Origin of the sequence: Nocardioides panzhihuensis (assembly GCF_013408335.1) — a bacterium.
GTDB classification, from domain to species: Bacteria; Actinomycetota; Actinomycetes; order Propionibacteriales; family Nocardioidaceae; genus Nocardioides; species Nocardioides panzhihuensis.
The window spans coordinates 849,477-875,009 of the sequence record NZ_JACBZR010000001.1 but is presented as its reverse complement, the minus strand read 5'-3'; the positions used below and the strand labels follow the sequence as shown (position 1 = coordinate 875,009).

Here is a 25,533-nt window from a genome sequence, read left to right as displayed (position 1 = left end):
CGAACTGGCGGTAACGGTTCGCGTACGAAAAATGGGAGACTCGCGCGGTGAGCCACCACAGAAGCAGGCAGTTCTCGGTACGCCTCAAAGAGCTGTTGCCGATCCTTGCGGTTGCCCTCACCGTCGGTGCCATCGCCGCCCTGAGCGTTCTCGCGCCCCGGCTGGGCGACTCGACGCAGGCCTCCGCCGACGCTTCTCCCTCGCCCAGCGCCGAGCCGCTCGAGGCCAGCCCGTCCGCTGAGCCGGAGCCGCTGCCGAAGTTCAAGACGTTCAAGGCGCCGCCCGCGATCGACAAGATCCCGAAGAAGCCGAAGATCGACCCGTGCGCGGTCCCGCGCAACCTGACCGTGATGACGTTCAACATCAAGGGCGGCAAGGTCTCTCCCGGCGAGCTCGGCGGCATCGCGGACGTGATCCGCTCGGCCGGCGCCGACGTCGTGCTCCTCCAGGAGATCGACCAGAACCGCCGTCGCTCGGGCAACGTCGACCAGCCGGCGATCATCGCCTCCCACCTGGGCATGCAGTCCGTCTTCGGCGCCAACGCCTACATCACCGACCGCGGTGGCTACGGCACCGCGATCCTGTCGCGCTTCCCCATCGAGGGCTACGACAACACCCACCTGCCCAACAGCGGCGGCAAGGAGCAGCGCGGGGTGCTGCGGGCGAACATCATCGTCGAGGGCCAGCGACTGGTCGTCTTCAACACCCACCTCGACCACACCTCCGACTCGCTCCGGCAGGCGCAGATCGGCGCGGTGATGGCCAAGGTGAACGCCTACGACGGCGCCAAGCTCCTGGGCGGCGACCTCAACGCCGGCCACGGCTCGGGCGTCCTCGGCACCGCCCTGGCCACGCTGTCCGACGCCGGCGCCTCCCTCGGGGCCAGCCACGACGGTGGCGGCCGCGTCGACTACCTGCTCCCCAACTCCTGGCTGGCTGCCGGCGACGGCAACGTCTCCCCCACCCGCCTGTCCGACCACCACGCCGTCACCGTCGACTTCTCGATGCGCGGCGCCGCGGACTGCTGAGTCCGGCTGTGATCGAGCTTCGTCCTGCTGGCCTGCCTGATGTGCCTGCACTGATCGGGCTGTGGGAGGTGGCGGCGGAGAACGACTCGCGGCCGGCCGACTCTCCGGCGAAGGTGGAGGCGCTGATCGCGCGCGACCCCGACGCCTGCACGGTCGCGGTGACTGCGGAGGGACGGGTCGTCGGATCGCTGATCTCCGGGTGGGACGGCTGGCGCGCCCACCTCTATCGGCTGGCGGTCCACCCCGACGTACGCCGCCAGGGGCTCGCCCGCCGGCTCCTGGCCCACGCCGAGAACCGCCTGGTCGCCCTGGGCGCTGGCCGGATCGACGCGATGGTGCTCGAGGACAACGATCTGGGGCAGTCGCTGTGGAAGAGCCTGGGCTACGAGCCCCAGGAGGACTGGCGCCGCTGGGTCCGCCCGGTCGGCTGAGGCCGGACCATCAGGTCGTACGCCGCCCGGAAGCCGCTCCGCTCGTAGAACGGGATCGACTTCTCGCTGGGGCTCAGCACGACGCGTACGAATCCCTCCGCGTCCGCGTGGTCGGTGAGGGCGTCGAGCATCTCGGTGCCGAGGCCGCTGTTGCGGTGCTCGGGCAGGACGTAGAAGTTGGCCAGGTAGCCCCAGCGCGACGGCCGTTCCTGGCCGGGTCTCGGCATCCGGGTGAAGATCAGCATGTTGACCATGCCGGCCGGCTCGCCGCCGACGCGGCCGAGCCAGGTCAGCCGCTGCTCGCGCTCCTTGAGCATCCACTCGTCGAAGCGCTCCTCGAACCCGGGGTCGTCGACCGAGCTCATCGCCGTCTCCTCGACCCAGGCCCGGCGCAGGCCGGCCAGAAGAGGCGCTTCCTCCGGCCCGGCCAGACGTACGTCGAAGGCGTCGCTCACAGACCAGAACCTAGCCGCAGAAGTATTCATTCGCGCGTCCGTGAAGCCGGGTCTACCTTCGGCCAATGGATTTCGTGTCCCCCGAGGACCTTCCCGCCCCCGCCGGCTACAGCCACCTGGTGATCACCGACCCCGGCGCCAGACTGGTGGTGATCTCCGGGCAGGTGGGCATGGCCGCCGAGGGCACCGTGGCCTACGGCTGGGAGGCCCAGACCCGGCAGACCTTCACCAACCTCGGCATTGCCCTGGCCGCGGTCGGCGCCACCTGGGCAGACGTGGTGAAGCTGACCTACTTCGTCGTCTCCACCACCGAGCTGCCGATGATCCGGCGCGTACGCGACGAGTTCATCGACGTCGAGCATCCGCCCGCCAGCTCGTTGGTGCAGGTCTCGGGCCTCTTCCGCCCCGACGTCCTCATCGAGATCGAAGCGACCGCCGCGACCAGCTGAGCCCTACACCACGGACAGCGGGAGCAGCTTCTGACCCGTGGGGCCGATCTGGATGTCGGTCCCCATCTCCGGGCACACACCACAGTCGTAGCAAGGCGTCCAGCGGCAGTCCTCGACCTCGATGTCCTCGCCGTTGGCGACCGCGAGAGCGTCTTCCCAGTCTGCCCAGAGCCAGTCCTTGTCGAGACCGGAGTCGAGGTGGTCCCAGGGGAGGATCTCGTCGTACTCGCGCTCGCGGGTGGTGTACCAGTCGAGATCGACGCCGGTGCCTTCCAGGCCCGTCTCTGCGGCGGTCATCCAGCGGTCGTAGGAGAAGTGCTCGCTCCAGCCGTCGAAGCGGCCGCCGTCGCGCCAGACCTGCTCGATGATCCGGCCGACCCGGCGGTCGCCTCGCGACAGCAGGCCCTCGACGATGCCGGGCTTGCCGTCGTGGTAGCGGAACCCGATCGCGCGGCCGAACCTCTTGTCGGAGCGGACCGCGTCGCGCAGCTTCTGCAGCCGCACGTCGGTGGTCTCGTGGTCGAGCTGGGAGGCCCACTGGAAGGGGGTGTGGGGCTTGGGTACGAAGCCACCGATCGAGACGGTGCAGCGGATGTCGTTGCGGCCCGAGACCTCGCGGCCCTTGGCGATGACCTTCTTGGCGAGCTCGGCGATCTGGAGCACGTCCTCGTCGGTCTCGGTCGGCAGGCCGCACATGAAGTAGAGCTTCACCTGGCGCCAGCCGTGGGAGTAGGCGGCACCGACGGTGCGGATCAGGTCTTCCTCGGTCACCATCTTGTTGATGACCTTGCGCATCCGCTCCGAGCCACCCTCGGGCGCGAAGGTCAGGCCGGAGCGGCGGCCGTTGCGGGAGAACTCGTTGGCCAAGGTGATGTTGAAGGCGTCCACGCGCGTCGACGGGAGCGACAGCGAGACGTTGGAGCCCTCGTAGCGGTCGGCCAGCCCGGTCGCGACGTCACCGATCTCGGTGTGGTCGGCGGAGCTCAGCGAGAGCAGCCCGACCTCCTCGAAGCCGGACTTCCGGATCCCGTTCTCGACCATGTCGCCGATGGTCTTGATCGAGCGCTCACGCACCGGACGGGTGATCATCCCGGCCTGGCAGAAGCGGCAGCCGCGGGTGCAGCCGCGGAAGATCTCCACGGAGAACCGCTCGTGCACGGTCTCGGCCAGCGGCACCAGCGGGTTGCGCGGGTAGGGCCAGGCGTCGAGGTCCATCAGGGTGTGCTTCTTGACCCGCCACGGGATGTCGGGGCGGTTGGGCACGACAGCATCGATCTGGCCGTCGGCGGCGTAGTTCACGTCGTAGAACTTCGGCACGTAGACCGCGCCGGAGACCGCCAGCCGGCGGAGCAGCTCGTCACGGCCACCGGGGCGACCGTCCTGCTTCCACTCACGAATGACCTCGGAGATCTTGAGCACGACCTCCTCGCCGTCACCGAGCACGGCAGCATCGAGGAAGTCGGCGATCGGCTCCGGGTTGAACGCGGCGTGGCCACCGGCGAGCACGATCGGGTCGTCGTCGCCGCGGTCGACCGCGTGCAGCGGGATCTGGGCGAGGCTGAGCGCGTTGAGCATGTTGGTGTAGCCGAGCTCGGTCGAGAAGCTGAGCCCGAGCACGTCGAACGCCTTCACCGGGCGGTGGGCGTCGACGGTGAACTGCGGGATCGGGCCCTGCTCGTCGCCCTCGCGCATGATCTTCTCGAGGTCCGGCCACACGGCGTAGGTGCGCTCGGCCGCGATCCAGTCGCGCTCGTTGAGCACCTCGTAGAGGATCTGGACGCCCTGGTTCGGCAGCCCGACCTCGTAGGCGTCCGGATACATCAGCGCCCAGCGCACCTCGACGTCGTTCCACTCCTTGACGGTCGAGTTGAGCTCCCCGCCGACGTACTGGATCGGCTTGGACACCAGCGCCAGGCGCGGCTCCAGCCGGGGGAACACGGATTCAGGAACGAGGTCGCTCTGGGCGACGGTCACGATGGGCACCTCAAAGCTCGGGAACGATCAACCCCAAGCGTACGCCGCCCCCTGACTCCCCCACCAAACCTCGCGTCGCCGCGCGATCTCGCCGACGTCGGCGGGTAAGAATGACGCCATGGCATTGCGACGGTGGTCTGAACAGTTCGCCGGGGGCGTCTTCTCGGACGCCGTGGCGACGCTCAACGCGCGCCACCCCTGGAGCCACAACGACCACTTCCACAGCTGGATCCTGGCCAACCTCCCCGCCCGGCGACGCACAGCGCTGGACGTGGGCTGCGGCCGGGGCGGGCTGCTGGCCGCGCTCTCGCCGAGGTTCACGACGGTCCACGGCACCGATCGCGACGGCGCCATGAGGGGGCAGGCCGCCACCCGTTGCGCCGGCCTGCCCAACGTCACCATCCACGACGGCACCTGGATCGACGGGCCGGTCGACCTGGTGACGATGGTCGCGGTCCTGCATCATCTCGACGTCGCCGACGCTCTCCAGCAGGTGCGCGACATCCTCGAACCGGGCGGGCGGTTCCTGGCGGTCGGCCTCGCTCCTCCTCAGGACGTCACCGACCACCTGTGGGACCTCGCATCGATGGTGACGAACCCTGCGATCGGCTACGTGAAGCATCCCTGGCCCAGCGACGACGGCGCATCGCAGCCGGCCTTCCCCGTCAAGGACCCGACGATGTCGTTCGCCGAGCTGCAGGGCGTCCTCACGGACGTCATGCCGGGCGCCTCGCTCCGGCACCGCCTCGGGTTCCGGCACACCATCGCCTGGACCAAGCCTTCGTAACGGACCGGAACCACTGCCTCTGTGACGCCCGGGGCGCCACAACTGCCTTGCGTGAGCTGCTCGAGAGATAGGCGTTGGGGCCGCCCCCTCCCGGACGGCCCCAACGGCTTCAGCTGGCTGGTTCAGCTCAGAACAGCGTGGCGAGCAGCAGGTTCGGGGAACCGGTGCCGGGGTTGGTGACCACGTCGGGGGTGGCGGCGCCGGTCAGGCCCGTGGCGACGTCGGCCGGGGTGGCCGAGGGGTTCGCCTCGAGGAAGAGGGCGGCGGCGCCGGCGACATGGGGGGTCGCCATCGACGTACCGGAGATGGTGTTGGTCGAACCGTCGTTCCAGGCGGAGGTGATGTCGACGCCCGGCGCGAAGAGGTCGAGGCACGCACCGGTGTTGGAGAAGTCCGCGGTGGCGTCGGTGTCGTCGGTGGCGCCGACCGTGATCGCCTCGGGAACGGCCGCAGGCGAGGAGCCGCAGGCGTCGGCGCTCTCGTTGCCGGCCGCGACGGCGTAGGTCACGCCGTCGGCGATCGAGGCCTGGACGGCCGCGTCGAGGGCTGGGTCGTTGCCGCCGCCGAGCGACATGTTGGCGACGGCCGGGCCGTCGGTGTGGTTCTCGGTGACCCACTCGATGCCGGCGACGACGCCCTCGGTGGTGCCGGAGCCCTGGTCGTCGAGGACGCGGACCGGAACGATCGTGGCCTCCTTGGCCACGCCGTAGGTGGTGCCGGCGACGGTGCCCGCGACGTGGGTGCCGTGGCCGTTGCCGTCGGCCGCGTCGGTGTCGCCGTCGACGGCGTCGAAGCCTTCACCGATCCGGCCGCTGAACTCCGAGTGGTCGGTCGCGACGCCGGTGTCGATGATGTAGGCGGTCACGCCCGCACCGGTCTGCTCGTAGTGGTAGTTCTTGTCGAGCGGCAGCGCGGCCTGGTCGATCCGGTCGAGGCCCCAGGTCGGGTCGGCCTGGTCACCCTGGGTGGTGTAGCGGTGGTTGGCCTGCACGTAGGCGACGTCCGGGTTGTCGCGGACCTCGGCGAGCGCGTCCTTGTCGAGCGAGGCCGAGAAGCCGTTGAACGCCGTGTTGTAGACCTCCCGTACGTCGCCACCCGCGTCGCGGGCGTCGCCACGGACCGACTTGGCCTCGGACTTCGCCACGTCGCTGCGGCCCTGCTTCTCCATCACGACGATGTACTGACCCTCGATTGCGGTCGAGGCGTCCGCGCCGCGCAGCGGTGCCGGACCGTCCGCGGCTCCGGCCGGGACGGTGAAAGCGATCGCCGAGGCTGCTGCTCCGACAGCTACGGCTGAGATGACTGCCGGCGCCTTGAAGGCCCGGTTCTTGATGGTTCGGTTCACGAACTGACTCCCGTCATCGTGCGGCCCGATCAGGCCACAACCATTCATTGCACCGGACTCGAGAACCGCCTGTGGGCGGTCCCCCGTGCAGCCCTCACACGTGCCGGCTGAACGCCCTGCGCCCTCCCTACGGCCGCAACCCGAAGCGTTCGGGCAACCACGTAATCACGTTACGTATTGCCCGTAACCACCCAACTCTTCGCATTGCAGCAACGTGCAGATACCAAAGGTGAACACCTGTAAACAGCCTGGAAACAAGGTGTGAAAGCGTCTGCAACCAGCACGCCGGGCCGCTCGCGTTACGCGAGCGACCCGGCGTCTTGGATGACGGTCGGTCAGATCAGGCGATAGAGGTGTCGTCGATCAGGAAGCTGGTCCCGAGCGAGGAGTCCTCGGTGCCGGTGAACGTCAGCGTGACGGTGCTACCCGCGTACGCGCCCAGGGAGAACGACTTCAACGCGTACGAGGAGGTCTCGTTCAGGTTGGAGTAGGTCGCCAGGGTCGTCGAGCCGATCTTGACGGTCAGCTTGTCGTAGGCCGTCGTGGTGGTCGTCTCGTTGGAGATCACCCGAAGGTAGAACGAGAGCGTCTTGCCCGTGGTGGGCAGCGTGACCGACTGCGAGAGCGTGTCGGTGCGCGCGGTCCCGTAGCCGTTCAACCACGCCTTGTAGGAGCCCGATCGCGCCGGAGTGTCGGTCGAGTTGTCGATCACGCCCGAGGAGGTGCTCCATCCGGTCGCGCCCGACTCGAAGCCCGGGTTGGCCAGCAGGTTGCCGGTCGGCGGCGGGTCCGTCGGGTCGGTGCCACCGCTCCACAGGGAGTAGAGGAGGCGGTTGGGCGATCCCGTGCCGGGCGAGGTGACCACGCCGGTGGTGGCGTTGGAGACGACCGCCGAGGCGACGGAGGAAGCAGACGCCGACGGGTTCGCCTGCAGGTAGAGCGCGGCCACACCGGCGACGTGCGGAGTCGCCATCGACGTACCGGAGATCGTGTTGGTCGCGGTGTTGGAGGTGTGCCATGCCGAGGTGATCGACGAGCCCGGGGCGAACAGGTCGAGGCACGAGCCGATGTTGGAGAAGCTCGATCGGGCGTCGGTGTTGGTCGTCGAGCCGACGGTCAGCGCCGCGCCGACTCGGGCGGGTGACCCGTTGCAGGCGTTGGCGCCGGAGTCGTTGCCCGCCGCGACGGCGTAGGTGACGCCGTCGGCGATGGAGTTCGAGACCGCGGAGTCGAGGGTCGTGGAGGCCCCGCCTCCGAGCGACATGTTGGCGACAGCGGGACCAGAGGTGTGGTTGGAGGTCACCCAGTTCACACCCGCGATCACGCCGGCGGTCGTGCCGGATCCGGAGGCGTCGAGCACCCGGACGGGCACGAGCGTGACGCCCTTGGCGACTCCGTAGGTCGAACCACCGACGGTGCCGGCCACGTGGGTGCCGTGACCGTTCTCGTCCTCGGTGCTGGAGCCGATGGCGGTGTAGCCGGAGGTCACCCGGCCACCGAAGTCGGCGTGCCCGGAGCGGATGCCGGTGTCGAGGATGTACGCCTTCACCCCGGACCCGGTGTAGTCGTAGTGGTAGTTCGAGTTCAGCGGCAGGTTGCGCTGGTCGATCCGGTTGAGACCCCACGTGGGGTTGGCCTGGTCACCGCTGGCCGACACCTTCTGGTTGGCCTCGATGTAGTCGACATCGGGGTCGTTGCGGACCGCGTCGAGCGCGTCGGCGTCGAGCGTGGCGGAGAAGCCGGTGATCGCCTTGTCGTAGGCGTACTTCACCGAGCCGCCCTTCTTCTTGGCGAGCGCGCGGGCTTCGGCGGCGTTGGCCTTCGCGGCCGAGCCGTTGCCCTTCATCACCACGATGTAGGAGTTGTCGATGGCCGTCGACTTCTCGGCACCGATCAGCGGTGCCGGGCTGTCGGCCGCACCGGCAGGGCCGGACATGGCCAGGATGGTGGTAGCCGCACCGACGGCGGTCACCGTCGCGGCAGCCAGCGCGCCGAGGCGCTGGTTTCTGTGGGGTCGGTTCATGATCTTGCTGCTCCCGTCGTCAAGCAGCCTCGGGTTTGAGACTGCAAGGGGTCACACGGATGCCCTGTAGGGCAACCGGGAGGGAACGTAATCGAGTTTAATTTCGATGAAACGCGGCATCTTTTCGCACTGCAGCAACCTGCAGGCGATCACGCGAGCGGAGCTCATGAAGTGGTCCGGACCGGTCCAGACCGGTGCGCCGCGAGCGGCCCGAGATCCCGAGCAGCAGGCCCACCGCCAGCAGCGCCGCGATCATCGAGGAACCGCCGTAGGAGATGAACGGCAACGGCACGCCTGTGACGGGCATGATGCCCAGGCACATCCCGATGTTCTGGAAGCTCTGGATGCCGAGCCAGCACACGATCCCGGCGGCGGCCACACGCCCGAAGAGGTCGTCGGTGCGCGCCGCGATCCGCAGCCCGCGCCACAGCACGACCCCGATCAGACCGATCACCAGCAGCGAGCCGACCAACCCGAGCTCCTCCCCCACGACCGTGAAGATGAAGTCGGTCTGCTGCTCCGGGACGAAGCCCGCACGGACCTGCGAACCCTGGAACAACCCCTGGCCGAAGATGCCGCCGTCTCCGATCGCGATCCGCGCCTGCTGCACGTTGTAACCGGCCCCGCGAGGGTCCAGCGACGGATCGGTGAACGCCATGAACCGGTTGATCTGATATTGCTTCAGCACCCCGGCCGCGACGACGATCGTTGCCGCCGATGCGCCGATCAGCGCCAGCAGGGCCAGCCACCGTCGCGGTGTTCCCGCCGCCGCGAGGACGCAGAAGACGGTGACGCCGAGCACCAGGGTGGTGCCGAGGTCGGGCTGGAGCAGGACCAGCGCGATCGGCACCGCGGCGACCAGGATCATCGCGATCACGTCCCCCAGCGACACCCGGGCCTGCCAGCGACCCTCGCTGCGCTCGGCGAGCACCAGAGCCATCGCGATGACCACGGCCAGCTTGGCCAGCTCCGAGGGCTGGACCTGGACCGGCCCGAGGATCACCCACGACTTCGAACCGTTGACCGTGGAGCCCATCACGAGCACCAGCACCAACCCGACCACCGCGCCCAGGTAGACCACGGGCGTCAGGAGCCGGACCCAGCGATGGTTGGTGGCGACCACGCCCACCATCAGCACCAGCCCGGCGGCCACGTTGATCATCTGCTTGCGCAGGTAGGCGGTCGTGTCTCCGCCGGTGAGCGCGTCGCGGTGGATGGTCGCGGACCAGACCAGCAGCATCGACAGCGACACCAGGACCAGCACCGCGCCGAGGAGGACCAGGTCGATGCGGCGTACGAAGGCCATCACGTCGTTCTTCATGCTCTGCGGTTCACCCCGTTCCCAGTCCGTGTCCCTAGTCCTTCGGCGCGACGATCGAGCCGTCCGCGCCGAACGCCGGCAGGTTCCGCGGCGGGTCGATGCCCTTGATCGCGGCCTTGTTGGGCCGGACCTCGGCGCCGCCCTCCTCGACTCCGTAGAGCGACTCCCACAGCTTCCGCATGGAGTCGCCGACCGAGCCCGAGCCGGTGCCGCCCTGGGAGATCGTCATGATGACGACGTACTTCTTGTTGTACGTCGCGACCCAGCCGGTCGTCTGCTTGCCGGTGACCTCCGCGGTGCCGGTCTTGCCGCGCACCTTCACCTCGTCGAGCGGGAATCCGCCGAACTTCCAGGCCAGCGTGCCGGTCCGCGTGGTGCCGAGCAGTGCCTCGTTGACGTACTCGATGCTCCTGGGCGACATCTTCACCTTGCCGGCGACCTTGGGGTCGATCTTCTCGACCACGGTGCCGTCGGCGCCGACGACCGCCTTCCCGATCCGCGGCTCGTAGAGCGTGCCGCCGTTGGCCAGCGAGGCGTAGGCCCGGGCCAGCTGGATCGGGGTGACCATCGTGTCGCCCTGGCCGATGGAGAAGTTCACCGCGTCGCCGGTGCGGTAGTAGTTGCCCTCGATGCAGAACTCGTGGGCGAAGAGCTGCAGGAACTGGGACGGCGCGTTCTTCTTCTCGTCCATCCGGCAGTAGTAGCCCTTCATGGCCTCGTAGTACTCGGCCTTCCACTTCCGGTCCGCGATCCGGCCCGCCGACTCACCGGGCAGGTCGATACCGGTGCGCTTGCCGAAGCCGAACGCCTTGGCGGTCTCGACCAGCGGGTCCTTGGCGTTGACATTGGCCGGGTTGGAGCCGAACTTCTGCCAGTAGTCGACCGCGATCCGGTAGAAGAACGTGTTGCAGGAGACCTGGAGCGCCTGGGCGAAGTCGATGTAGCCGTAGGGGGCCGACTCGTAGTTCTGGAACACGCGGTTGCCGACCTGGAGCCCGCTGGAGCAGTCGAGCCGGGAGTCGCGGCTGTAGCCGTTGTTGAGGGCTCCAACCGTCATGAACGGCTTCCACGTCGAACCGGGCGCGAACTGTCCCTGCGTCGCCCGCGGCAGCAGCGGGTAGCCCGCCTTCTCGGAGTAGAGCCGGTCGAGCTGCTTCTGGGTGATCCCGCCGACCCACTCCTCGGGGTCGTACGTCGGCTGGTTCGCCATCGCGACCAACCGGCCGGTCTGGGCCTCCATGACCACCACCGAGCCGGAGTCGGCCTCGTAGTTGCGGCCGGAGATCTTGTCGAAGGTGTTGCGGGCGGTCTCGATCGACTCGGAGAGCAGCTTCTCGGCGCGGCCCTGCACCTTGGCGTCGATGCTGGTCACCAGTGTGTCGCCGGGCTGGGAGGCGACCGAGTCGCCGCGGCCGATCTCACGGCCGAGCGAGTCGACGGTGACGGTGTCGTAGCCGGGCATCCCGCGCAGCCACTGGTCGTACTGCTTCTCGACGCCCGAGCGACCCACCATCGAGGTGATGTTGAGCGACTCGTCGCCGCGCTTCCGGGCGTCCTTGTTCTCGTCCTCGGTGATCGGGGAGAGATAGCCGAGCACACCGGCGGCGTTGATGCCGTGGGGGCTCGGATAGGAGCGCAGGGTCTGCTTCTCCGCGACCACCCCGGGGAAGTCCTCGGGCTGCTCGAGGATGCGCAGCGCGGTCGACTCGGAGACGTCGGTGGCGATCGGCACCGGCTGGTAGCGGGTGCCGGACCAGTTGGCGATCGCCTCGTTCTGCTTCTTCGGGGACACGTCGACGGCCTTGGCGACGCGCGCCATCAGCGTCTTGCGGTCCGCGTCCTCCAGTCCGTCGAGCACGCCCTGGTCGAGGCTGACCACCCAGGCCGAGCGGTTCGTCACCATCGGCCGGCCCTGGGCGTCGACGATGATGCCGCGCACCGGCTGGCGCACGACCTCGCGCTTGGACTGGGAGGCGGCGGCCGCCTGGTAGGCGTCGCCGTGTCGCACCTGCAGGTAGAAGAGCCTGACCCCGAGCGTGGCCAGCAAGGAGAAGACGAGAGCCTGGATCACGATCAGCCGCAGCCGGCTGACCTGCGCGGTGGGAAGTCTGCTTCGAGGCACTAGAAGTCCCCCTTGCCGATCAACCAGAGTAGCATCGGTATCAGCAGCGGCGCCAGCAGCAGGTCGTAGCCCACGCTGATCAACACCGTCGGCAGCAGCGTGAGCGGCGCCTCACCGAGGATCAGCCCGCTGACGGCGAAGATGCTGACTCCGATGAACGAGCAGGCCGCCACCGTGGCCATCACGGTCAGCGCGTTGGGACGGCCCGGGCCGTTGTGGGTGTTGCTGCTCTCGCGTACGCGGCCGGCGACGTAGCCGACGATCAGCAGCGAGAGCGCCCACCGGCCGGCGGTGTGGTCTGCGGGCGGCGCCAGATCGAGGAGTACGCCCGCAGCGAACCCGGTCACCAGGCCGGCCTGGCCACCGCGGCTGAGCGCGACCGCGAGGACGACGAGGAGGGCCAGGTCGGGAGTGATGCCGCGGATGGCGAAGGCCGGCGCCACGCTCAGCTGGAGGACGACGGCGATCACGACCAGCATGCCGATCAGGACGTTGCGCAGCACCGGGGCGGCGCCGGAAGCACGTGCTTCCATCTCGCTCACGCCACCACCTCCCCGCTTCGCGGGGTCACTCCCTCGCTCGGCGCGAGCGGACGAGCAAGCTCGCCGCTCGACCTCGCTCCGGTCGTCGCCGTAGCGCAAGCGCGAGAATACGGACGCGGTGGCGTGTTGACTGTCTGATTCGCTCGCTGACGCTCGCTCATCGCAGCTCCCCTTCCGGCGTGACCACGGCGCGGTCGCTCAGCGTGTCGTTGGGCACCACCACACCGACGACATCGAGCGAGCCGAAGTCGACGTACGGCTTGATCCGCACCGTCCGCGAGGAGTCGCGCACGCTCGAGAAGGTGTCGGTCACCTCGCCGATCGGCAGCCCGGAGACGTACGGAGCGGCTCGGCCATCACCCCAGGTGACGACCGTGTCACCCTTGAGAGGGGCGGCGCTCTGGTCGATGAGGTCCAGGGTCAGCAGACCGGCGTCGGAGCGGCCGGCGACCACACCGGAGCCGCGGACCATGCCGACCTGGCCCGACTTCTTGCCGGCGGTGTCGGCACCACCGACGCGGCCGCCGACGACCGAGGCCGCGTCGACGATCAGCAGGACCGTGGCCGAGGTCTTCGTCACCCGCAGCACCCGGCCGGCCAGGCCGTCGCCGGTCACGACCGACATGTCGGACCTGATCCCGGCGGCGCTGCCGGCATCGATGGTGACGGTGCGGTTGAAGGTCTGCGCCGGGCCGAAGGCGGTGACCCGCGCCGGGACGAGGGCGTAGCCGAGGTCCTCAGCGGCTCGGGTGATCGACTCGTACTCGGCGAGCTTGGCCCGACCGTAGTCGGTGACCTCGACCTGGCGACGCAGCTTGGAGTTCTCGGCCTCGAGCCCGGCGAGCCGCTCACGCAGGTCGTCACGGGTGTCGAACCACTCCGGAACCCCGGTGAACGGACGGGCGACCATCGCCGCGCCGGTCTCCAGCGGGGAGAGCACCTCGCCGACCGCGGTGCGCGCCGGCTCCAGGACGGGGGTCTGGTCGAGCGTGGCCAGGATCGCGCAGCACAGGATGAGCACGATCAGCCAGGAGCGCTTCGGGCCACCGCCGCCGGCACTCGTCTCGAGGCTGCCGCGGCGGTTGAGCCTCTCCCGCGGCTTACGGACCATGGGTTTGGGGCCCTTGCGTTGTTCCATCCCTCTGCGAAGACGTTCGCTCGGGCGGGGGCTCAGCAACGACACGTCACCATCTCCTGTTCTCGTTCACCAGGACGGGGCGGAGCACGTCGTAGTCCTCGACGCAGCGGCCGGCGCCCATCGCGACCGAGGTCAGCGGGGACTCCGCGATGTGCACGGGCATACCGGTCTCGTGGCGCAGACGCTCGTCGAGCCCGCGGAGGAGGGCGCCGCCGCCGGTGAGCACGATGCCGCGGTCCATGATGTCGCCCGCGAGCTCCGGCGGCGTCTGGTCGAGCGTGGAGCGGACCGCGTCGAAGATGTCGTGCAGGGGCTCCTCGATCGCCTTGCGCACCTCGGCGCTGGAGACGCTCACGGTGCGCGGCAGGCCGCTGACCAGGTCCCTTCCCCTGATCTCGGCCTCGGGCTCGTTGGGCAGCGGCCAGACCGACCCGAGGGTCATCTTGACCTCCTCGGCGGTGCGCTCGCCCAGGAGCAGGGCGTGCTCCTTCTTCAGCCAGGTCATGATCGCGTTGTCGAGCTGATGACCGGCGGTCCTGATGGACTGCGACGTGACGATGCCGCCGAGGCTGATCACCGCGACCTCGGTGGTGCCGCCGCCGATGTCGACGACCATGTTGCCGGTCGGCAGGTGGACCGGGAGGCCGGAGCCGATCGCGGCCGCCATCGGCTCCTCGATGATGTTCACCATCCGGGCGCCGGACTGGTAGCCGGCCTCCTTCACCGCGCGGATCTCTACCGCGGTGATCCCGGACGGGACGCAGATGACCATCCGCGGCTTGGCGAAGTAGCGTCGCCGGTGGACCTGCTGGATGAAGTAGCGAAGCATCTGCTCGGTCGCCTCGAAGTCGGCGATCACGCCGTCCTTCAGCGGCCGCAACGCGACGATGTCGTCAGGCGTACGCCCCAGCATCTTCTTGGCCTCATGGCCGACGGCGACCATCTCGCCGGTGTTCTTGTTGAGCGCGACAACACTCGGCTCATCGACGAGGACACCCTTGCCGCGGACGTAGACGAGAGTGTTCGCGGTGCCGAGGTCCACCGCCATGTCGCGTCCAATGATGCTCGCCATACGTCCTCGCGTTCCCGGGGCGCCGCGTCGGGGATACGTGCTGCAGGATGCGGGCCTGCCGACGAGGCTACGAAGGTCCGAGCCTCAATCCGGAGAGGCTCGCCGAACCGCAACGATACGGGGTGCGCCCACGTCGCCGAAGCAGGGGATGCCCGTGTTCACGAGGTGTTGTGGAACGGCTCACGGAGGCCCTGGAAACTCGTCTCGGCGATGCCCTTCCAGGTCGTCGATCCGCGCTTCGGTCGTCTCAGGCGCCGAACCAGAGCTTGATCTCGCGGTCGGCCGACTCGGGAGAGTCGGAGCCGTGGACGAGGTTCTCGCGGTTGGAGAGCGAGAAGTCGCCGCGGATGGTCCCGGGGGCGGCCTTGCGGCCGTCGGTGGCGCCGTTGAGCGCACGGACGGCCTCGATCGCCTCGTCACCCTCGAGGACGGCCGCGACGAGCGGGCCGGAGGTGACGAAGTCACGCAGCGGCGGGTACCACGGCTGCTCGACGTGCTCGGCGTAGTGCTCATCGGCCAGGCCCGCGTCGATGGTGCGGTGCTCCAGCCTCGCGATCGAGAGGCCCTTGGCCTCGTAGCGGGACAGGATCTCCCCCACCAGGCCCCGGCGTACGGCGTCGGGCTTCAGGATCACGAACGTGCGCTGCGTCATGGGTCGAGGGTATCGGGGCGGGCCGGCCCCGGCACGTTCGGGCCGGTGGTCGAGCCGTCCGAGAGAATGTCGGTGGCGTACGGCAGGATGGCGCCCCGTGACACCAACTCCATCAGCTCCGACGCTCGCAGACTCGATGGCCGCGATTCCGGCCCGCATCGCCGAAGATCTCGGGGTGCGCCCCGCGCAGGTGAAGGCGGCGGTCGCCCTGCTCGACGAGGGCTCGACGGTGCCGTTCATCGCGCGCTACCGCAAGGAGGTGACCGGCGGCCTCGACGACGCCCAGCTGCGTACGTTGGAGGAGCGGCTCGGCTACCTGCGCGACCTCGAGGAGCGGCGTGCCGCCGTCCTCGCCGAGATCGCGAAGCAGGACAAGCTCACTCCCGAGCTGCAGGCATCGATCCTCGCCGCCGACACCAAGGCGCGGCTCGAGGACATCTACCTGCCGTTCAAGCCGAAGCGGCGTACGAAGGCCATGATCGCCCGCGAGAACGGGCTCGAGCCGCTGGCCGACGGCCTGCTCGCCGACCCGACCCTGGATCCGGTCGTCGAGGCCGAGAAGTTCCTCGGGGAGCAGGTCCCGGACACCAAGGCCGCGCTCGACGGCGCCCGCGCGATCCTGGTCGAGCGGTTCGGCGAGGACGCCGACCTGATCGGCACGCTGCGAGAGCGGATGTGGAAGCAGGGCCGGCTCGTGACCCGCGTCCGCGAGGGCCGCGAGAACGACCCGGCCGCGGCGAAGTTCTCCGACTACTTCGAGTTCTCCGAGGCGTACGCGTCGCTCCCCTCCCACCGCACCATGGCCGTGCTCCGGGCGGAGAAGGAGGAGGTGCTCGACGTCACCCTGTCCCCCTACGCCGAGGAGCCCGAGCCGGGCGTGGTGACCGACTACGAGCGCTCGATCGCGGCGCGGTTCGGGATCGTCGACTCCGGCCGGCCGGGCGACAAGTGGCTGGCCGAGACGGTGCGGTGGGCGTGGCGTACGCGCATCCTCTTCCGTCTCGAGCTCGACATGCGCACGCGGATCCGCACGGCCGCCGAGGAGGCCGCGATCGCGGTCTTCGCCGACAACCTGCGTGACCTGCTGCTGGCCGCACCGGCCGGGACCCGGGCGACGATGGGCCTCGACCCGGGCATCCGGACGGGCGTGAAGGTGGCCGTCGTGGACGCGACCGGGAAGGTCGTCGACACCTCGACGGTCTACCCACACGAGCCGCGGCGCGACTGGGACGGATCGCTGGCGACGCTGGCGAAGCTGGCCAAGAAGCATTCGGTCGACCTGATCGCGATCGGCAACGGCACCGCCTCGCGCGAGACCGACAAGCTCGCCGCCGACCTGCTGAAGCTGCTGCCGGACCAGAAGATGACCAAGGTGATGGTCTCCGAGGCCGGGGCGTCGGTCTACTCGGCCTCCGCCTACGCCTCGGCCGAGCTCCCCGAGCTGGACGTGTCGCTGCGAGGCGCCGTCTCGATCGCGCGCCGGCTGCAGGACCCGCTGGCCGAGCTGGTGAAGATCGAGCCGAAGTCGATCGGGGTCGGGCAATACCAGCACGACCTGCCCGAATACGGTCTCTCCAAGTCCCTCGACGCAGTCGTGGAGGACTGTGTGAACGGTGTCGGCGTCGACCTCAACACGGCCTCGGCTCCGCTGCTGCGCCGGGTCTCCGGTATCACCGAGTCGCTCGCGTCCGCGATCGTCACGCACCGAGACACCAACGGGCCCTTCCGCACCCGCAAGGAGCTCACCAAGGTGGCGCGGCTCGGCCCGAAGGCGTTCGAGCAGGCGGCCGGGTTCCTCCGGATCCGGGGCGGCGACGACCCGCTCGACATGTCCGGGGTGCACCCGGAGGCCTACCCGGTCGTGAAGCGCATCCTCGACAAGGCCTCGGCCGACATCGGCTCGGTGATCGGCAACCCGCAGGTGCTGAAGTCGCTGAAGCCGGCAGAGCTCGTCGACGAGAAGTTCGGTCTGCCGACCGTCACCGACATCCTGACCGAGCTCGAGAAGCCCGGCCGCGACCCGCGCCCGGAGTTCAAGACGGCGACCTTCGACGACTCGGTCCATGCCGTCTCCGACCTGCGCCCGGGCATGGTGCTGGAGGGCACGGTCACCAACGTCGCCGCCTTCGGTGCCTTCGTCGACATCGGTGTGCACCAGGACGGTCTCGTCCACATCTCCGCGATGTCGGACAAGTTCGTCGAGGACCCGCGCGACGTGGTCCGCTCCGGCGACGTGGTCCGCGTGAAGGTGATGGAGGTCGACGAGGCCCGCAAGCGGATCTCGCTCACGCTCCGCCTCTCCGACGACGCTCCGGCGGCAGGCGAGCCGAAGGCTGCCGGCGGCGACCGCGGTCAGCGTGGTCAGCGCGGTGGCGGTGGCGGTGGCGGCGGTGGCGGAAAGAGCCAGCCGCGCGGCAAGGACGGCAAGGGCGGCGCTCGCCCGCAGGGTCGCGGCGGCTCGGCTCCGGCTCCCGCCAACAGCGCTATGGCCGACGCCCTGCGTCGAGCAGGGCTCTCCTAGGGCTCTGCGGGCATGTGGGGAGGAGATCTGCACGAGACCTGCACATCTCCTCCCCGCATCCTCCCGGCTCCGCGGCCTAGGTTCGGAGGATGACCTCCAAGAACCTCTACGTGCTCGGCGGGATCGCCGCCGTCGGCACCGCGATCCTCCTCGTCCTCGGCGCAGGCGCGCTCGGGATCATCGGCGACGGCGGGCGCGCGGACATGATGTACCTCGCCCCCATCGCCGTCGTCGTCCTCGGCGCGCTCGTGGTCCGGTTCCAGGCCCGCGGGATGGCGTTCGCCGTCGCCGCCGCTGCCGGCGCCACCCTTCTCGTCGGCCTGATCGCGATCGCCGCCGGGCTCCACGACGGCTTCGATGGCGCCAGGGACATCGTGATGATCAGTGCGATGTACGCCGCCCTGTTCGCGGTCTCGGGATTGTTGTTCTGGCGATCCGGCGAGCTGAGCCGATAGTCCAGGGAGTTTCCGTCGTTCTACCGGCCGGTAACCGACGGAAACTCCCTGGACTACCCCGCCGTGGCGCCCAGCTGGACCGCGCGGCGTACGACATCCTCCGGGGGCGCGCCCTCAGCGTCCTCGGCAGCGATCGGGACACCGGCTATCCGGTGGATCGGGATCACGCCCGCCCAGGTGGCGGCCTCGATGTCCTCCGGGTCGTCGACCGGCCCCTCGGCGCGCGCCTTCATCGACGCCTCGGCGAGCGGGAGGGCGATGACGGCGGTCGCGGCGAGCTCCTTTCGGGTGGCGGGGCGCAGCGTCGCCCAGCGACCGGGGATCATCTGGTCGACGACCAGCGCGAGGGCGTGCTCGCGCTCGTCGGGGTCCTCGACCAGACGTGGGCGGCCGATGACGACGGCCGAGCGGTAGTTCATCGAGTGGTGGAACGCGCTTCGCGCTGCGACCAGACCGTCGAGCTCGGTGATCGTGACGCACACGTCGCGCTCCAGCGCCCGTCCGAGCCAGCCGGCGGCCACAGAACCGTGCAGGTAGAGCGAGCCGCCGGCGTCCGGGCCGTCGACATCGAAGCCGTACGCCGTGGGCAGGACGACCGGATGGGCGTCCTCCCCCGAACCGACGGTGACGCCGAGATGGGCGACGAGTGCCTCACCGAGGAAGGTGTGGAGCCGCTCGCGGTCGGGAACGGCGCGGTTCTTGCCTCGACTGACCTGGGTGCGTGGGGTGGGTGACAACGTCGTGCTCATGAGACCATCGTGGGAGCGAAGTGGCCTGTACGCACGGGCCAATTCCGATCGACTCTGACAGGCCATTCGAACGATGCTCCCCGTGACCCTCGACCGCACCTCCAGCGAGCCGCTGCCCGTCCAACTCGCCGGCCAGGTCCGCTCCCTCGTGCTTTCCGGCACTCTCGGGGCCGGCGACCGGCTGCCCTCGAGCCGCGCGCTCGCCGCAGACCTGGGCGTCTCCCGCGCGGTGACCGAGCAGGCCTACGACCAGCTCACCGCCGAGGGCTGGCTGGAGGCGCGCCGCGGGTCCGGGACGTACGTCGCCACGACCCGCACCACGACCACCGCAGCAGCACCCCAGATGACGTCTCGGCCGACCGGAGTGACGCCTCGGCCGACCGGAGTGACGCCTCCGCGCTTCGCGCGGTCACTCCCTCGCTCGGCGCGAGCGGACGAGCAAGCTCGCCGCTCGACCTCGCTCCGGTCGCCTCGGCTGGATACGGGCACGCCGTTCTTCGACCCGCGGCTGGAGCCGGGGTGGCGGCGGGCCTGGCGGGAGGTCTCGGTGACCGCCCCGCCGCGCGGATACGACGACCCGCGGGGGCTGCCCGAGCTGCGCGAGGCGCTGGCGGCGAGGCTCGGACGCACCCGCGGCATGGACCTCCACCCGGACGAGATCATCGTGACCGCGGGCACCACGGACGGGCTCCGTGCCCTCCTTCCCGAGCTGCGCCCGGGGCCGGTGGCGGTCGAGGATCCGGGCTACCGGGCCGCAGCCGAGACGGTGCTCACCTACGGCCGTGAGGTCGTCGACCTGCCCGCCGTGGAGACGGTCGGCGACCTCGGCGACGCCGTGGCTGCGTACGTGACCCCGGCACACCAGCACCCCCTGGGACGGGTCATGCCGGCGACCGACCGGCTGGCGCTTCTCGAGGCCGCCCGGCGCGCGGAGGCGGTCGTGATCGAGGACGACTACGACTCGGAGTTCCGCTACGACGTCGCGCCCGTGCCAGCGATGGCGACGCTGGACCGCGGCCGCGTCGTCTACCTCGGCACCGCGGCGAAGTCGGTCGTCCCGACCCTCCGCCTGGGCTGGCTGGTCGCCCCGCCCGACCTGCACGAGCTCGTCCTGCGCCGCCGCGCCATCACCCACGCCGGCGCGGCCTGGCCCTCGCAGCGCGCGCTGCTCACCCTGCTCCGCGACGGCTGGCTCGACCGGGCGGTGCGCTCCGCCCGCCGCGTCTACGCCGAGCGTGCCCCGCGGGTGGCCGAGGCGATGAGCCCCTACGCCGCTCTCGCCGGTCCGCTGGCCGGCATGTACTCCACCTGGCTGCTGCCCGAGGTCGACGCCCTCCGGGCGCGCGACGCCGCGAGAGCCGCCGGCTTCGAGATCAACCTGCTCTCCAGCTACGCCCGCACCAGCGGGCTGACCGGCCTGGTGATCGGCTTCGGCGGGGTCAGCGACACCGAGCTGGACCAGGCGCTCACGGCCGTCACCGGCGCGCTCGGGAGTTAGCTGCCCGGCCCGTCGTCGTCGATCAGGTCGAAGAGGTTCTCCAGGCTGTCCGGGTCGTCCTCGCCGCCACCGACGGACCAGCCGGTGCTGGTGCGCCGCAGCTGCGCGCCGACGAGCCGACAGGACTCCCCGGCCTTGTGCGCGTAGTGAGCCGTCCGGGTCCGCGGCCGCCGCAGCACCAGCGCATTCCCGCACGCCGGGCACAGCGCCCAGTCGGTCGCCGCCTCGTCCGTCGCCATCTGCAGCTCGTCGCGATCGTCCACGACCGCAAACCTACCTGGGCTCGGACTCTTCCCCGGTCGATTCCTCGGCGAGGATCTGGTCGAACGCCTCGAAGGCGGCCGCGCGCTCACGCTCGATCTTGCGACCGAGGAAGTCGGCCATGCCCCACAGGAACGCGAAGATCACGCCGACGACGAACATGACGGGGAGCAGGAAGCCCATCCCGATCGCGACGACCTGCAGCGCCCAACCGAGCCAGTAGGCCCACGGGCGACGCAGGAGGCCGGCCACGACGATGCAGGCCACGAAGAAACCGAGGCCCAGCGGGAGCGCCAGCCCGGCGGGGACCCCACCGATGGAGATCATCACCGGTGTGGCCAGCGCGACCGCGAGCCCTTCCATCGACACGATCGCGGCGCACATCCCGCGCCGCGGCGACTTCTCCCGCTCAGTCGTCATCTGCGTCAGCATCCAGATAGGCCGCCAGCTCGGGGTCCTGGGTCGGCACGACCCGAGCGGTCGCCGCCGTGACGCCGGACGAGCTGCGCGTCCCCAGCAACGTACGCGCCTCCCCTGCGGTCACCACGGAGCCGGTCACGAGCACCGCACCCTCGGAGATCGAGCCGCCGGCGGAGGACTCCGACAGGCCCATCGCGGCGTCGATGGCGTCGGCGAGGCGAGGCACCACCGAGACCCGCTCCTCGCCGAAGAGCTCGACGGCGATCTTGGCGAGCTCGACGGCGGGAAGCGCGCGCTCGGTGGAGTTCTGGGTGACGACGAGATGCTCGAGCACCGGCTCGAAGGCAGCGAGCAGCCCCTCGACGTCCTTGTCCTCCATCACGCCGATGACGCCGACGACATTGGAGAAGGAGAACGAGTCCTCGAGGGCGGCGACGGTCGCCTCGGCACCGGCCGGGTTGTGGGCGGCGTCGAGCAGGATCGTCGGCGACGATCGCACGATCTCCAGCCGCCCGGGCGAGTCGACCTTGGCGAAGGCGTCGCGCACGATCTCGTCGCCGAGCACGGTCTCACCCAGGAGCGCCTCGACCGCGGCCAGGGCTGCTGCCGCGTTCTGCGCCTGGTGGGCGCCGTAGAGGGGCAGGAAGAGGTCCTCGTACGTCCCGTGCAGCCCGCGCAGCGAGATGATCTGGCCGCCCACGGCCGGAGTCCGGGACACGACCGCGTAGTCGGTGCCCTCCCACAGCAGCCGGGCGCCGACCTCGGCGGCGTGCTGGTCCAGCACGGCGGCGACATCGACGGTCTGATCGGCGATCACCGCGACGCCTCCGGGCTTGATGATCCCGGCCTTCTCCCGGGCGATCGCGACCGGTGTGTCACCGAGGTACTTCGCGTGGTCGATCGAGATCGGGGTCACCACCGCCACGTCGGCATCGGCCACGTTCGTGGCGTCCCAGCCGCCGCCCAGCCCGACCTCGACGACGGCGACGTCGACCGGAGCCTCGGCGAACTTCGCGTACGCCATCCCCACCGTCGTCTCGAAGAAGGAGAGCGGGTGCGGCTGGTCGTCGTCGACCATGCTCAGGTAGTGGGCGACGTCGTTGAACGCGGCTACGAAGTCGTCGTCCGACAGCGGCTCGCCGTCGATCGAGATCCGTTCGTTGATCCGCTCGACGTGCGGCGAGGTGAACCTCCCCACCCGCAGGTCCAGGGAGCGCAGCAGCGTGTCGATCATCCGGGAGGTGGAGGTCTTGCCGTTCGTGCCGGTCAGCTGGATGACCCGGAAGGCGTTCTGCGGATCACCCAGGATCTCGAGCAGGGCGCGGATCCGGTCCAGGGAGGGCTCGAGGCGGGTCTCGGGCCAGCGCGACTGAAGCGCTTCCCAGACCTCCTCGATCGTGGCCGCCAGGCGCGGCGCGGGAGTCTCACTCATCAGACCTGAGTCTATGGTGTAGGGGCTTCCTAGCGAATTGCCAGACCCGCTACCCTCCCCCTGATCTCGGACTGATCCCCCTCCCCCACAAGGTCCACCATTCATGCGTACGCTCCGGGCTGCTCTCGCGCTCTCGCTGCTGGCCGGTGCCTACGTGTCGGCTGCCACCGTCCTCCTCGTCCAGCAGGTGCTCCCCGGGCGCCGCTCCAGGACCACGGCCGACCCCGGTGGACTCGTGCTCACCGAACAGGACCAGCCGGCGCTGTGGGCGGAGGTCCGCCAGCTCGCCGCCGCCGTCGGGACCCGCTCCCCCGACGAGATCCGTCTGGTGCCGGAGGTCAACGCGGCGGTCAGCGAGGAGACCAGCCTCCTCGGGCTCCGGGCGGGCACCCGGCGCATGTTCCTCGGCGTACCTCTCCTCCAGGGGCTCTCCCGCAGCCAACTCCAGGCGGTGCTCGCCCACGAGCTGGGTCACCACAGCACCACCCTCTCCGGGCTCGGCGCCCTCGTCCACCGCAGCCGTCTGGCGATCGCCGAGGTCGCCGCCGGCCTCGCCAGCCCGCTGGCGAAGCGGCCCTTCCGGACGTACGCCCGTCTCTTCTTCGCCCTCACCCGCCCGCTCGCGCACTCCCACGAGGTCGACGCCGACCGGCTCAGCGCCAAGGTCGCCGGCCCACGGACCGCGGCGGTCGCTCTGCGCACGCTTCCCGCGCTCGATGCCGCCTGGCGGATCTACCTGGAGCAGTACGTGGAACCCGGCACCCACTACGGGCTGCGACCCACCCGCTTCTTCGACAGCTTCACCCATCTGATGAGCGACCCCGAGCGCCTCGAGGAGCTCGCCAGGATAAGCGCGGCGCCGCCCGAGACGACGGCGTCGGCCTACGACTCGCACCCGCCCCTGTCGGAGCGGATCGAGCGACTGGAGGCGATGGCCTCCGCGGACGAGACGGACAAGTCCGGCAACGCCGCGAGCATCTTGCGCTATCCGTCCCAATGCTTCCTCGCCCTCGAGGACAAGACGTTCGCCGGCTCGGGCCTGACCCCGGCGCCGATGGCCGAGATCGTGAGCGTCGCCGGTGCCCGTGCCGCGGCGGTCGACGCAGAGATCCTCCTGAACGCGATGCGGGAGAACCAGATCGTACCGGCCACGGTCCGTGGCGCGCTCGACCTGATCGCCTCCGGCAACCTCGACATCCTCTTGGGTCTGGTGGAGGTCGAGTCCACGACCGCAGAGGATGCTGGTAACACGGCGGGCGAGACTCGACGGCGGGTGATCGCCCGCCTCCTCGGCGCCGCCATCGCCCACGAGCTGGTCGGCGAGGACAAGGCCCGCTACGAGCTCAGCTGGGCAGGCCCGTGGCGGCTGGTCGACATCGCCGGCCAGGAGGTCGACCCCGAGAACCTCGCGTACGAGGCCCTCGACGCCCCCGGCTACGCCGCCGCGCTGCGCGCCTGGGTGTACCAGCTCGACGCGGAGGCCGACACCGAGCGGCGGGCCAGGGCCACCGACCCGCGAGCGCAGCCACCGATGCCCGACGGGTACATCGGCGCCTTGGCCCCGGTCTCCGGCGACGGCTTCCGTACGCTGCTGGCCACCGACGCCGGCCTGATGCTGCTCAAGCCCTCCGGCTCCGACCGTCTCGCCACCGGGCTGGCCACGGTGGCCTCCGGCTCGCCCGGCAGGAAGCTGATCCAGCGAGCCCTGGACAGGTCACCCGCCGAGCTCGCCGCCACGCCCCACGCCGCCTTCGTGCCGTGGGACCGGATCCGCGCTCTCCACCTCAAGCACGGCAGCAACGGCCGCCGCACGGCCGACATCACCACCGCCGCCGGCGACGGCTGGTCGCTGCACTGGACCGACTCCGCCGAGGCGGAGGGCCACCTCTGGCCGGCCGTGGACCACTACCTCGGCCGCCGCTTCACCGTCGACTGAGTCACTGCACGATCGTGTGGTTGGCCATGTCGACGACGGGGCGGAAGCCGATCTTGGCGTACACGTGGTTGGAGACGGGATTGTCCACGTCGGTGAACAGGCACAGCCGGGTGCCGTCCGCGCCGAGGAGACGCGAGGCCTCGGCGGTCACCGCGGTGCCGAAGCCGCGGCCCCGCTGCTCCTTCGGCGTGTAGACCGGTGCGATCCGGACCACGCCGTGCGCCGGCAGGGTCGCGCCGACCAGGGACACCACCTCACCGTCGACCTCCCAGAGCAGCAGGAACTCCTCGATCCGGCGCCGCACCTCGTCATCGCTCACCGCGGCGTGCTCGTGGGCGTAGTCCTCGTTCTCGGACTGCTCCCGGGCCGCATGACCGAAGTCGCTCAGCCATCCCCGACACAGCTCGAGATCGTCGTACGTCGCCGGGCGGGCGTGCCCGGGCACGCCCGAGGGCATCACCAGCGAGCCGAGCTCGTGCAGGCGCGACGCCATCGCGACGCTCACCCGTCCGCCGGCGAGCCGGACGGTCTCCTCCGCCACCGTCCGGGCGGCCGGCAGCGCGCCGTTGGCCCCACCGGCGTACTCGCCCCTCTCGTGCAGAGCCCGCGCGAGCTCGAGCGCCGCCGACTCGGGCATCGGGCAGACGTAGAGCGGGTACGGCTCGAAGTTGGCCGTCCTCATCGCCGCGCCCACGACCCGGCCACCCTCTCGGGCGACCGCGAACCAGCGGTAGGGCCCCTCCTGCTCCACCCGGGTCGCCTTCTCCGCGTTGGTGGCGAGCACGTTGGCGGTCACCGGCTCACCAGCGAGGTAGTCCCCCGCGACGGCGAGGAACTCGGCTGGATCGGTGAAGAACTCGATGGTGCCCATGCACCGAAGCATGGCGAGTGCGCAACGCCGGTCTCAACCGGTTTCGCGCCA

At 70.1% G+C, this 25,533-nt stretch carries 23 protein-coding genes; 8 read left to right on the top strand and 15 right to left on the bottom strand.

Features of this window, described 5'->3' with window-relative positions; translation table 11 throughout:
• Window positions 1–47: 47 nt before the first annotated feature.
• Together BJ988_RS04090 and BJ988_RS04085 are read left to right on the top strand one after the other, a co-directional pair.
• Complete coding sequence (locus tag BJ988_RS04090) at window positions 48–1,028, top strand: endonuclease/exonuclease/phosphatase family protein (RefSeq protein ID WP_179656839.1); 981 nt, start codon at window positions 48–50, stop codon at window positions 1,026–1,028.
• Between the two features lie 41 nt (window positions 1,029–1,069).
• Complete coding sequence (locus BJ988_RS04085) at window positions 1,070–1,459, top strand: GNAT family N-acetyltransferase (protein ID WP_425490799.1); 390 nt, start codon at window positions 1,070–1,072, stop codon at window positions 1,457–1,459.
• On the opposite strand, the gene BJ988_RS04080 is transcribed toward BJ988_RS04085, so the two are convergent.
• On the bottom strand, window positions 1,411–1,914 hold the full coding sequence (locus BJ988_RS04080) for a GNAT family N-acetyltransferase (RefSeq protein WP_218860584.1): 504 nt from the start codon (window positions 1,912–1,914) through the stop codon (window positions 1,411–1,413). The genes BJ988_RS04085 and BJ988_RS04080 overlap by 49 nt on opposite strands.
• A 65-nt stretch (window positions 1,915–1,979) precedes the next feature.
• Between BJ988_RS04080 and BJ988_RS04075 the strand changes: the two genes are divergently transcribed.
• A complete protein-coding gene (locus BJ988_RS04075; RefSeq protein WP_179656837.1) occupies window positions 1,980–2,363 on the top strand; it encodes a RidA family protein in 384 nt (127 codons plus the stop codon).
• A gap of 3 nt (window positions 2,364–2,366) precedes the next feature.
• Here the strand turns inward: BJ988_RS04075 and BJ988_RS04070 are convergent, their stop codons facing one another.
• On the bottom strand, window positions 2,367–4,337 hold the full coding sequence (locus tag BJ988_RS04070; protein WP_179656836.1) for a TIGR03960 family B12-binding radical SAM protein: 1,971 nt from the start codon (window positions 4,335–4,337) through the stop codon (window positions 2,367–2,369).
• A gap of 118 nt (window positions 4,338–4,455) precedes the next feature.
• Here BJ988_RS04070 and BJ988_RS04065 point away from each other — a divergent pair, with 118 nt between their 5' ends.
• The gene (locus tag BJ988_RS04065; RefSeq protein WP_179656835.1) at window positions 4,456–5,124 is read left to right on the top strand and encodes a class I SAM-dependent methyltransferase; all 669 of its coding nucleotides are present in this window, start codon (window positions 4,456–4,458) and stop codon (window positions 5,122–5,124) included.
• Between the two features lie 127 nt (window positions 5,125–5,251).
• Here BJ988_RS04065 and BJ988_RS04060 read toward each other — a convergent pair whose 3' ends face one another.
• The 8 genes from BJ988_RS04060 to ndk form a co-directional block, all read right to left on the bottom strand.
• Window positions 5,252–6,469 (bottom strand): S8 family serine peptidase, encoded by a 1,218-nt coding sequence (locus tag BJ988_RS04060; RefSeq protein WP_218860582.1) that lies wholly within the window; start codon window positions 6,467–6,469, stop codon window positions 5,252–5,254.
• A 340-nt stretch (window positions 6,470–6,809) separates the two neighbouring features.
• On the bottom strand, window positions 6,810–8,492 hold the full coding sequence (locus BJ988_RS04055) for a S8 family peptidase (protein ID WP_179656833.1): 1,683 nt from the start codon (window positions 8,490–8,492) through the stop codon (window positions 6,810–6,812).
• A gap of 97 nt (window positions 8,493–8,589) precedes the next feature.
• The gene (gene rodA / locus BJ988_RS04050; RefSeq protein WP_179656832.1) at window positions 8,590–9,813 is read right to left on the bottom strand and encodes a rod shape-determining protein RodA; all 1,224 of its coding nucleotides are present in this window, start codon (window positions 9,811–9,813) and stop codon (window positions 8,590–8,592) included.
• 34 nt (window positions 9,814–9,847) lie between these two features.
• On the bottom strand, window positions 9,848–11,935 hold the full coding sequence (gene mrdA / locus BJ988_RS04045; RefSeq protein WP_179656831.1) for a penicillin-binding protein 2: 2,088 nt from the start codon (window positions 11,933–11,935) through the stop codon (window positions 9,848–9,850).
• Complete coding sequence (gene mreD / locus BJ988_RS04040; RefSeq protein ID WP_218861275.1) at window positions 11,935–12,468, bottom strand: rod shape-determining protein MreD; 534 nt, start codon at window positions 12,466–12,468, stop codon at window positions 11,935–11,937. The genes mrdA and mreD overlap by 1 nt, the downstream gene beginning before the upstream one ends.
• 166 nt (window positions 12,469–12,634) lie before the next feature.
• On the bottom strand, window positions 12,635–13,588 hold the full coding sequence (mreC, locus tag BJ988_RS04035; protein ID WP_246321399.1) for a rod shape-determining protein MreC: 954 nt from the start codon (window positions 13,586–13,588) through the stop codon (window positions 12,635–12,637).
• 73 nt (window positions 13,589–13,661) lie between these two features.
• Window positions 13,662–14,687, bottom strand: a complete 1,026-nt coding sequence (gene mreB, locus BJ988_RS04030; protein WP_179656828.1) for a rod shape-determining protein — start codon at window positions 14,685–14,687, stop codon at window positions 13,662–13,664.
• Window positions 14,688–14,934: 247 nt separating this feature from the next.
• Window positions 14,935–15,339: a nucleoside-diphosphate kinase gene (gene ndk / locus BJ988_RS04025; protein WP_179656827.1), complete on the bottom strand. Its 405-nt coding sequence runs from the start codon at window positions 15,337–15,339 to the stop codon at window positions 14,935–14,937.
• Window positions 15,340–15,436: 97 nt separating this feature from the next.
• Between ndk and BJ988_RS04020 the strand changes: the two genes are divergently transcribed.
• The gene (locus tag BJ988_RS04020; protein WP_343051457.1) at window positions 15,437–17,860 is read left to right on the top strand and encodes a Tex family protein; all 2,424 of its coding nucleotides are present in this window, start codon (window positions 15,437–15,439) and stop codon (window positions 17,858–17,860) included.
• A gap of 89 nt (window positions 17,861–17,949) precedes the next feature.
• Window positions 17,950–18,315 (top strand): hypothetical protein, encoded by a 366-nt coding sequence (locus tag BJ988_RS04015; protein WP_179656826.1) that lies wholly within the window; start codon window positions 17,950–17,952, stop codon window positions 18,313–18,315.
• 53 nt (window positions 18,316–18,368) lie between these two features.
• Here the strand turns inward: BJ988_RS04015 and BJ988_RS04010 are convergent, their stop codons facing one another.
• Window positions 18,369–19,064, bottom strand: coding sequence for a pyridoxamine 5'-phosphate oxidase family protein (locus BJ988_RS04010; RefSeq protein WP_179656825.1), 696 nt, complete (start codon window positions 19,062–19,064; stop codon window positions 18,369–18,371).
• Between the two features lie 73 nt (window positions 19,065–19,137).
• On the opposite strand from BJ988_RS04010, the gene pdxR reads away from it, so the two are divergent.
• Window positions 19,138–20,562 (top strand): MocR-like pyridoxine biosynthesis transcription factor PdxR, encoded by a 1,425-nt coding sequence (gene pdxR, locus BJ988_RS04005; RefSeq protein WP_179656824.1) that lies wholly within the window; start codon window positions 19,138–19,140, stop codon window positions 20,560–20,562.
• Here pdxR and BJ988_RS04000 read toward each other — a convergent pair.
• From BJ988_RS04000 to BJ988_RS03990, 3 genes are read right to left on the bottom strand one after another with little or no spacing between them, the layout of a single operon-like run.
• Window positions 20,559–20,825: a competence protein CoiA family protein gene (locus BJ988_RS04000; protein ID WP_179656823.1), complete on the bottom strand. Its 267-nt coding sequence runs from the start codon at window positions 20,823–20,825 to the stop codon at window positions 20,559–20,561. The genes pdxR and BJ988_RS04000 overlap by 4 nt on opposite strands.
• A 10-nt stretch (window positions 20,826–20,835) precedes the next feature.
• Window positions 20,836–21,243 carry a DUF4233 domain-containing protein gene (locus tag BJ988_RS03995; protein ID WP_246321398.1) on the bottom strand — a complete coding sequence of 136 codons (408 nt, stop codon included), beginning with the start codon at window positions 21,241–21,243 and terminating at the stop codon, window positions 20,836–20,838.
• On the bottom strand, window positions 21,233–22,675 hold the full coding sequence (locus tag BJ988_RS03990) for a bifunctional folylpolyglutamate synthase/dihydrofolate synthase (RefSeq protein WP_179656822.1): 1,443 nt from the start codon (window positions 22,673–22,675) through the stop codon (window positions 21,233–21,235). Before BJ988_RS03990 ends, BJ988_RS03995 begins: the two co-directional genes overlap by 11 nt.
• 103 nt (window positions 22,676–22,778) lie before the next feature.
• On the opposite strand from BJ988_RS03990, the gene BJ988_RS03985 reads away from it, so the two are divergent.
• Window positions 22,779–24,611: a M48 family metallopeptidase gene (locus BJ988_RS03985; protein WP_179656821.1), complete on the top strand. Its 1,833-nt coding sequence runs from the start codon at window positions 22,779–22,781 to the stop codon at window positions 24,609–24,611.
• 1 nt (window position 24,612) lies between these two features.
• Here BJ988_RS03985 and BJ988_RS03980 read toward each other — a convergent pair whose 3' ends face one another.
• A complete protein-coding gene (locus tag BJ988_RS03980) occupies window positions 24,613–25,482 on the bottom strand; it encodes a GNAT family N-acetyltransferase (RefSeq protein ID WP_179656820.1) in 870 nt (289 codons plus the stop codon).
• Between the last annotated feature and the right edge of the window lie 51 nt (window positions 25,483–25,533).

Coding starts and splice junctions, on each gene's coding strand:
- BJ988_RS04055 (WP_179656833.1), bottom strand. CDS start 8,492: ATGAACCGACCCCACAGAAACCAGCGCCTCGGCGCGCTGGCTGCCGCG.
- ndk (WP_179656827.1), bottom strand. CDS start 15,339: ATGACGCAGCGCACGTTCGTGATCCTGAAGCCCGACGCCGTACGCCGG.
- BJ988_RS03980 (WP_179656820.1), bottom strand. CDS start 25,482: ATGGGCACCATCGAGTTCTTCACCGATCCAGCCGAGTTCCTCGCCGTC.
- BJ988_RS04065 (WP_179656835.1), top strand. CDS start 4,456: ATGGCATTGCGACGGTGGTCTGAACAGTTCGCCGGGGGCGTCTTCTCG.
- BJ988_RS04015 (WP_179656826.1), top strand. CDS start 17,950: ATGACCTCCAAGAACCTCTACGTGCTCGGCGGGATCGCCGCCGTCGGC.
- BJ988_RS04010 (WP_179656825.1), bottom strand. CDS start 19,064: ATGAGCACGACGTTGTCACCCACCCCACGCACCCAGGTCAGTCGAGGC.
- pdxR (WP_179656824.1), top strand. CDS start 19,138: ATGCTCCCCGTGACCCTCGACCGCACCTCCAGCGAGCCGCTGCCCGTC.
- BJ988_RS03990 (WP_179656822.1), bottom strand. CDS start 22,675: ATGAGTGAGACTCCCGCGCCGCGCCTGGCGGCCACGATCGAGGAGGTC.
- BJ988_RS03995 (WP_246321398.1), bottom strand. CDS start 21,243: ATGACGACTGAGCGGGAGAAGTCGCCGCGGCGCGGGATGTGCGCCGCG.
- mreB (WP_179656828.1), bottom strand. CDS start 14,687: ATGGCGAGCATCATTGGACGCGACATGGCGGTGGACCTCGGCACCGCG.
- mreD (WP_218861275.1), bottom strand. CDS start 12,468: ATGGAAGCACGTGCTTCCGGCGCCGCCCCGGTGCTGCGCAACGTCCTG.
- mreC (WP_246321399.1), bottom strand. CDS start 13,588: ATGGTCCGTAAGCCGCGGGAGAGGCTCAACCGCCGCGGCAGCCTCGAG.
- BJ988_RS04075 (WP_179656837.1), top strand. CDS start 1,980: ATGGATTTCGTGTCCCCCGAGGACCTTCCCGCCCCCGCCGGCTACAGC.
- BJ988_RS03985 (WP_179656821.1), top strand. CDS start 22,779: ATGCGTACGCTCCGGGCTGCTCTCGCGCTCTCGCTGCTGGCCGGTGCC.
- rodA (WP_179656832.1), bottom strand. CDS start 9,813: ATGAAGAACGACGTGATGGCCTTCGTACGCCGCATCGACCTGGTCCTC.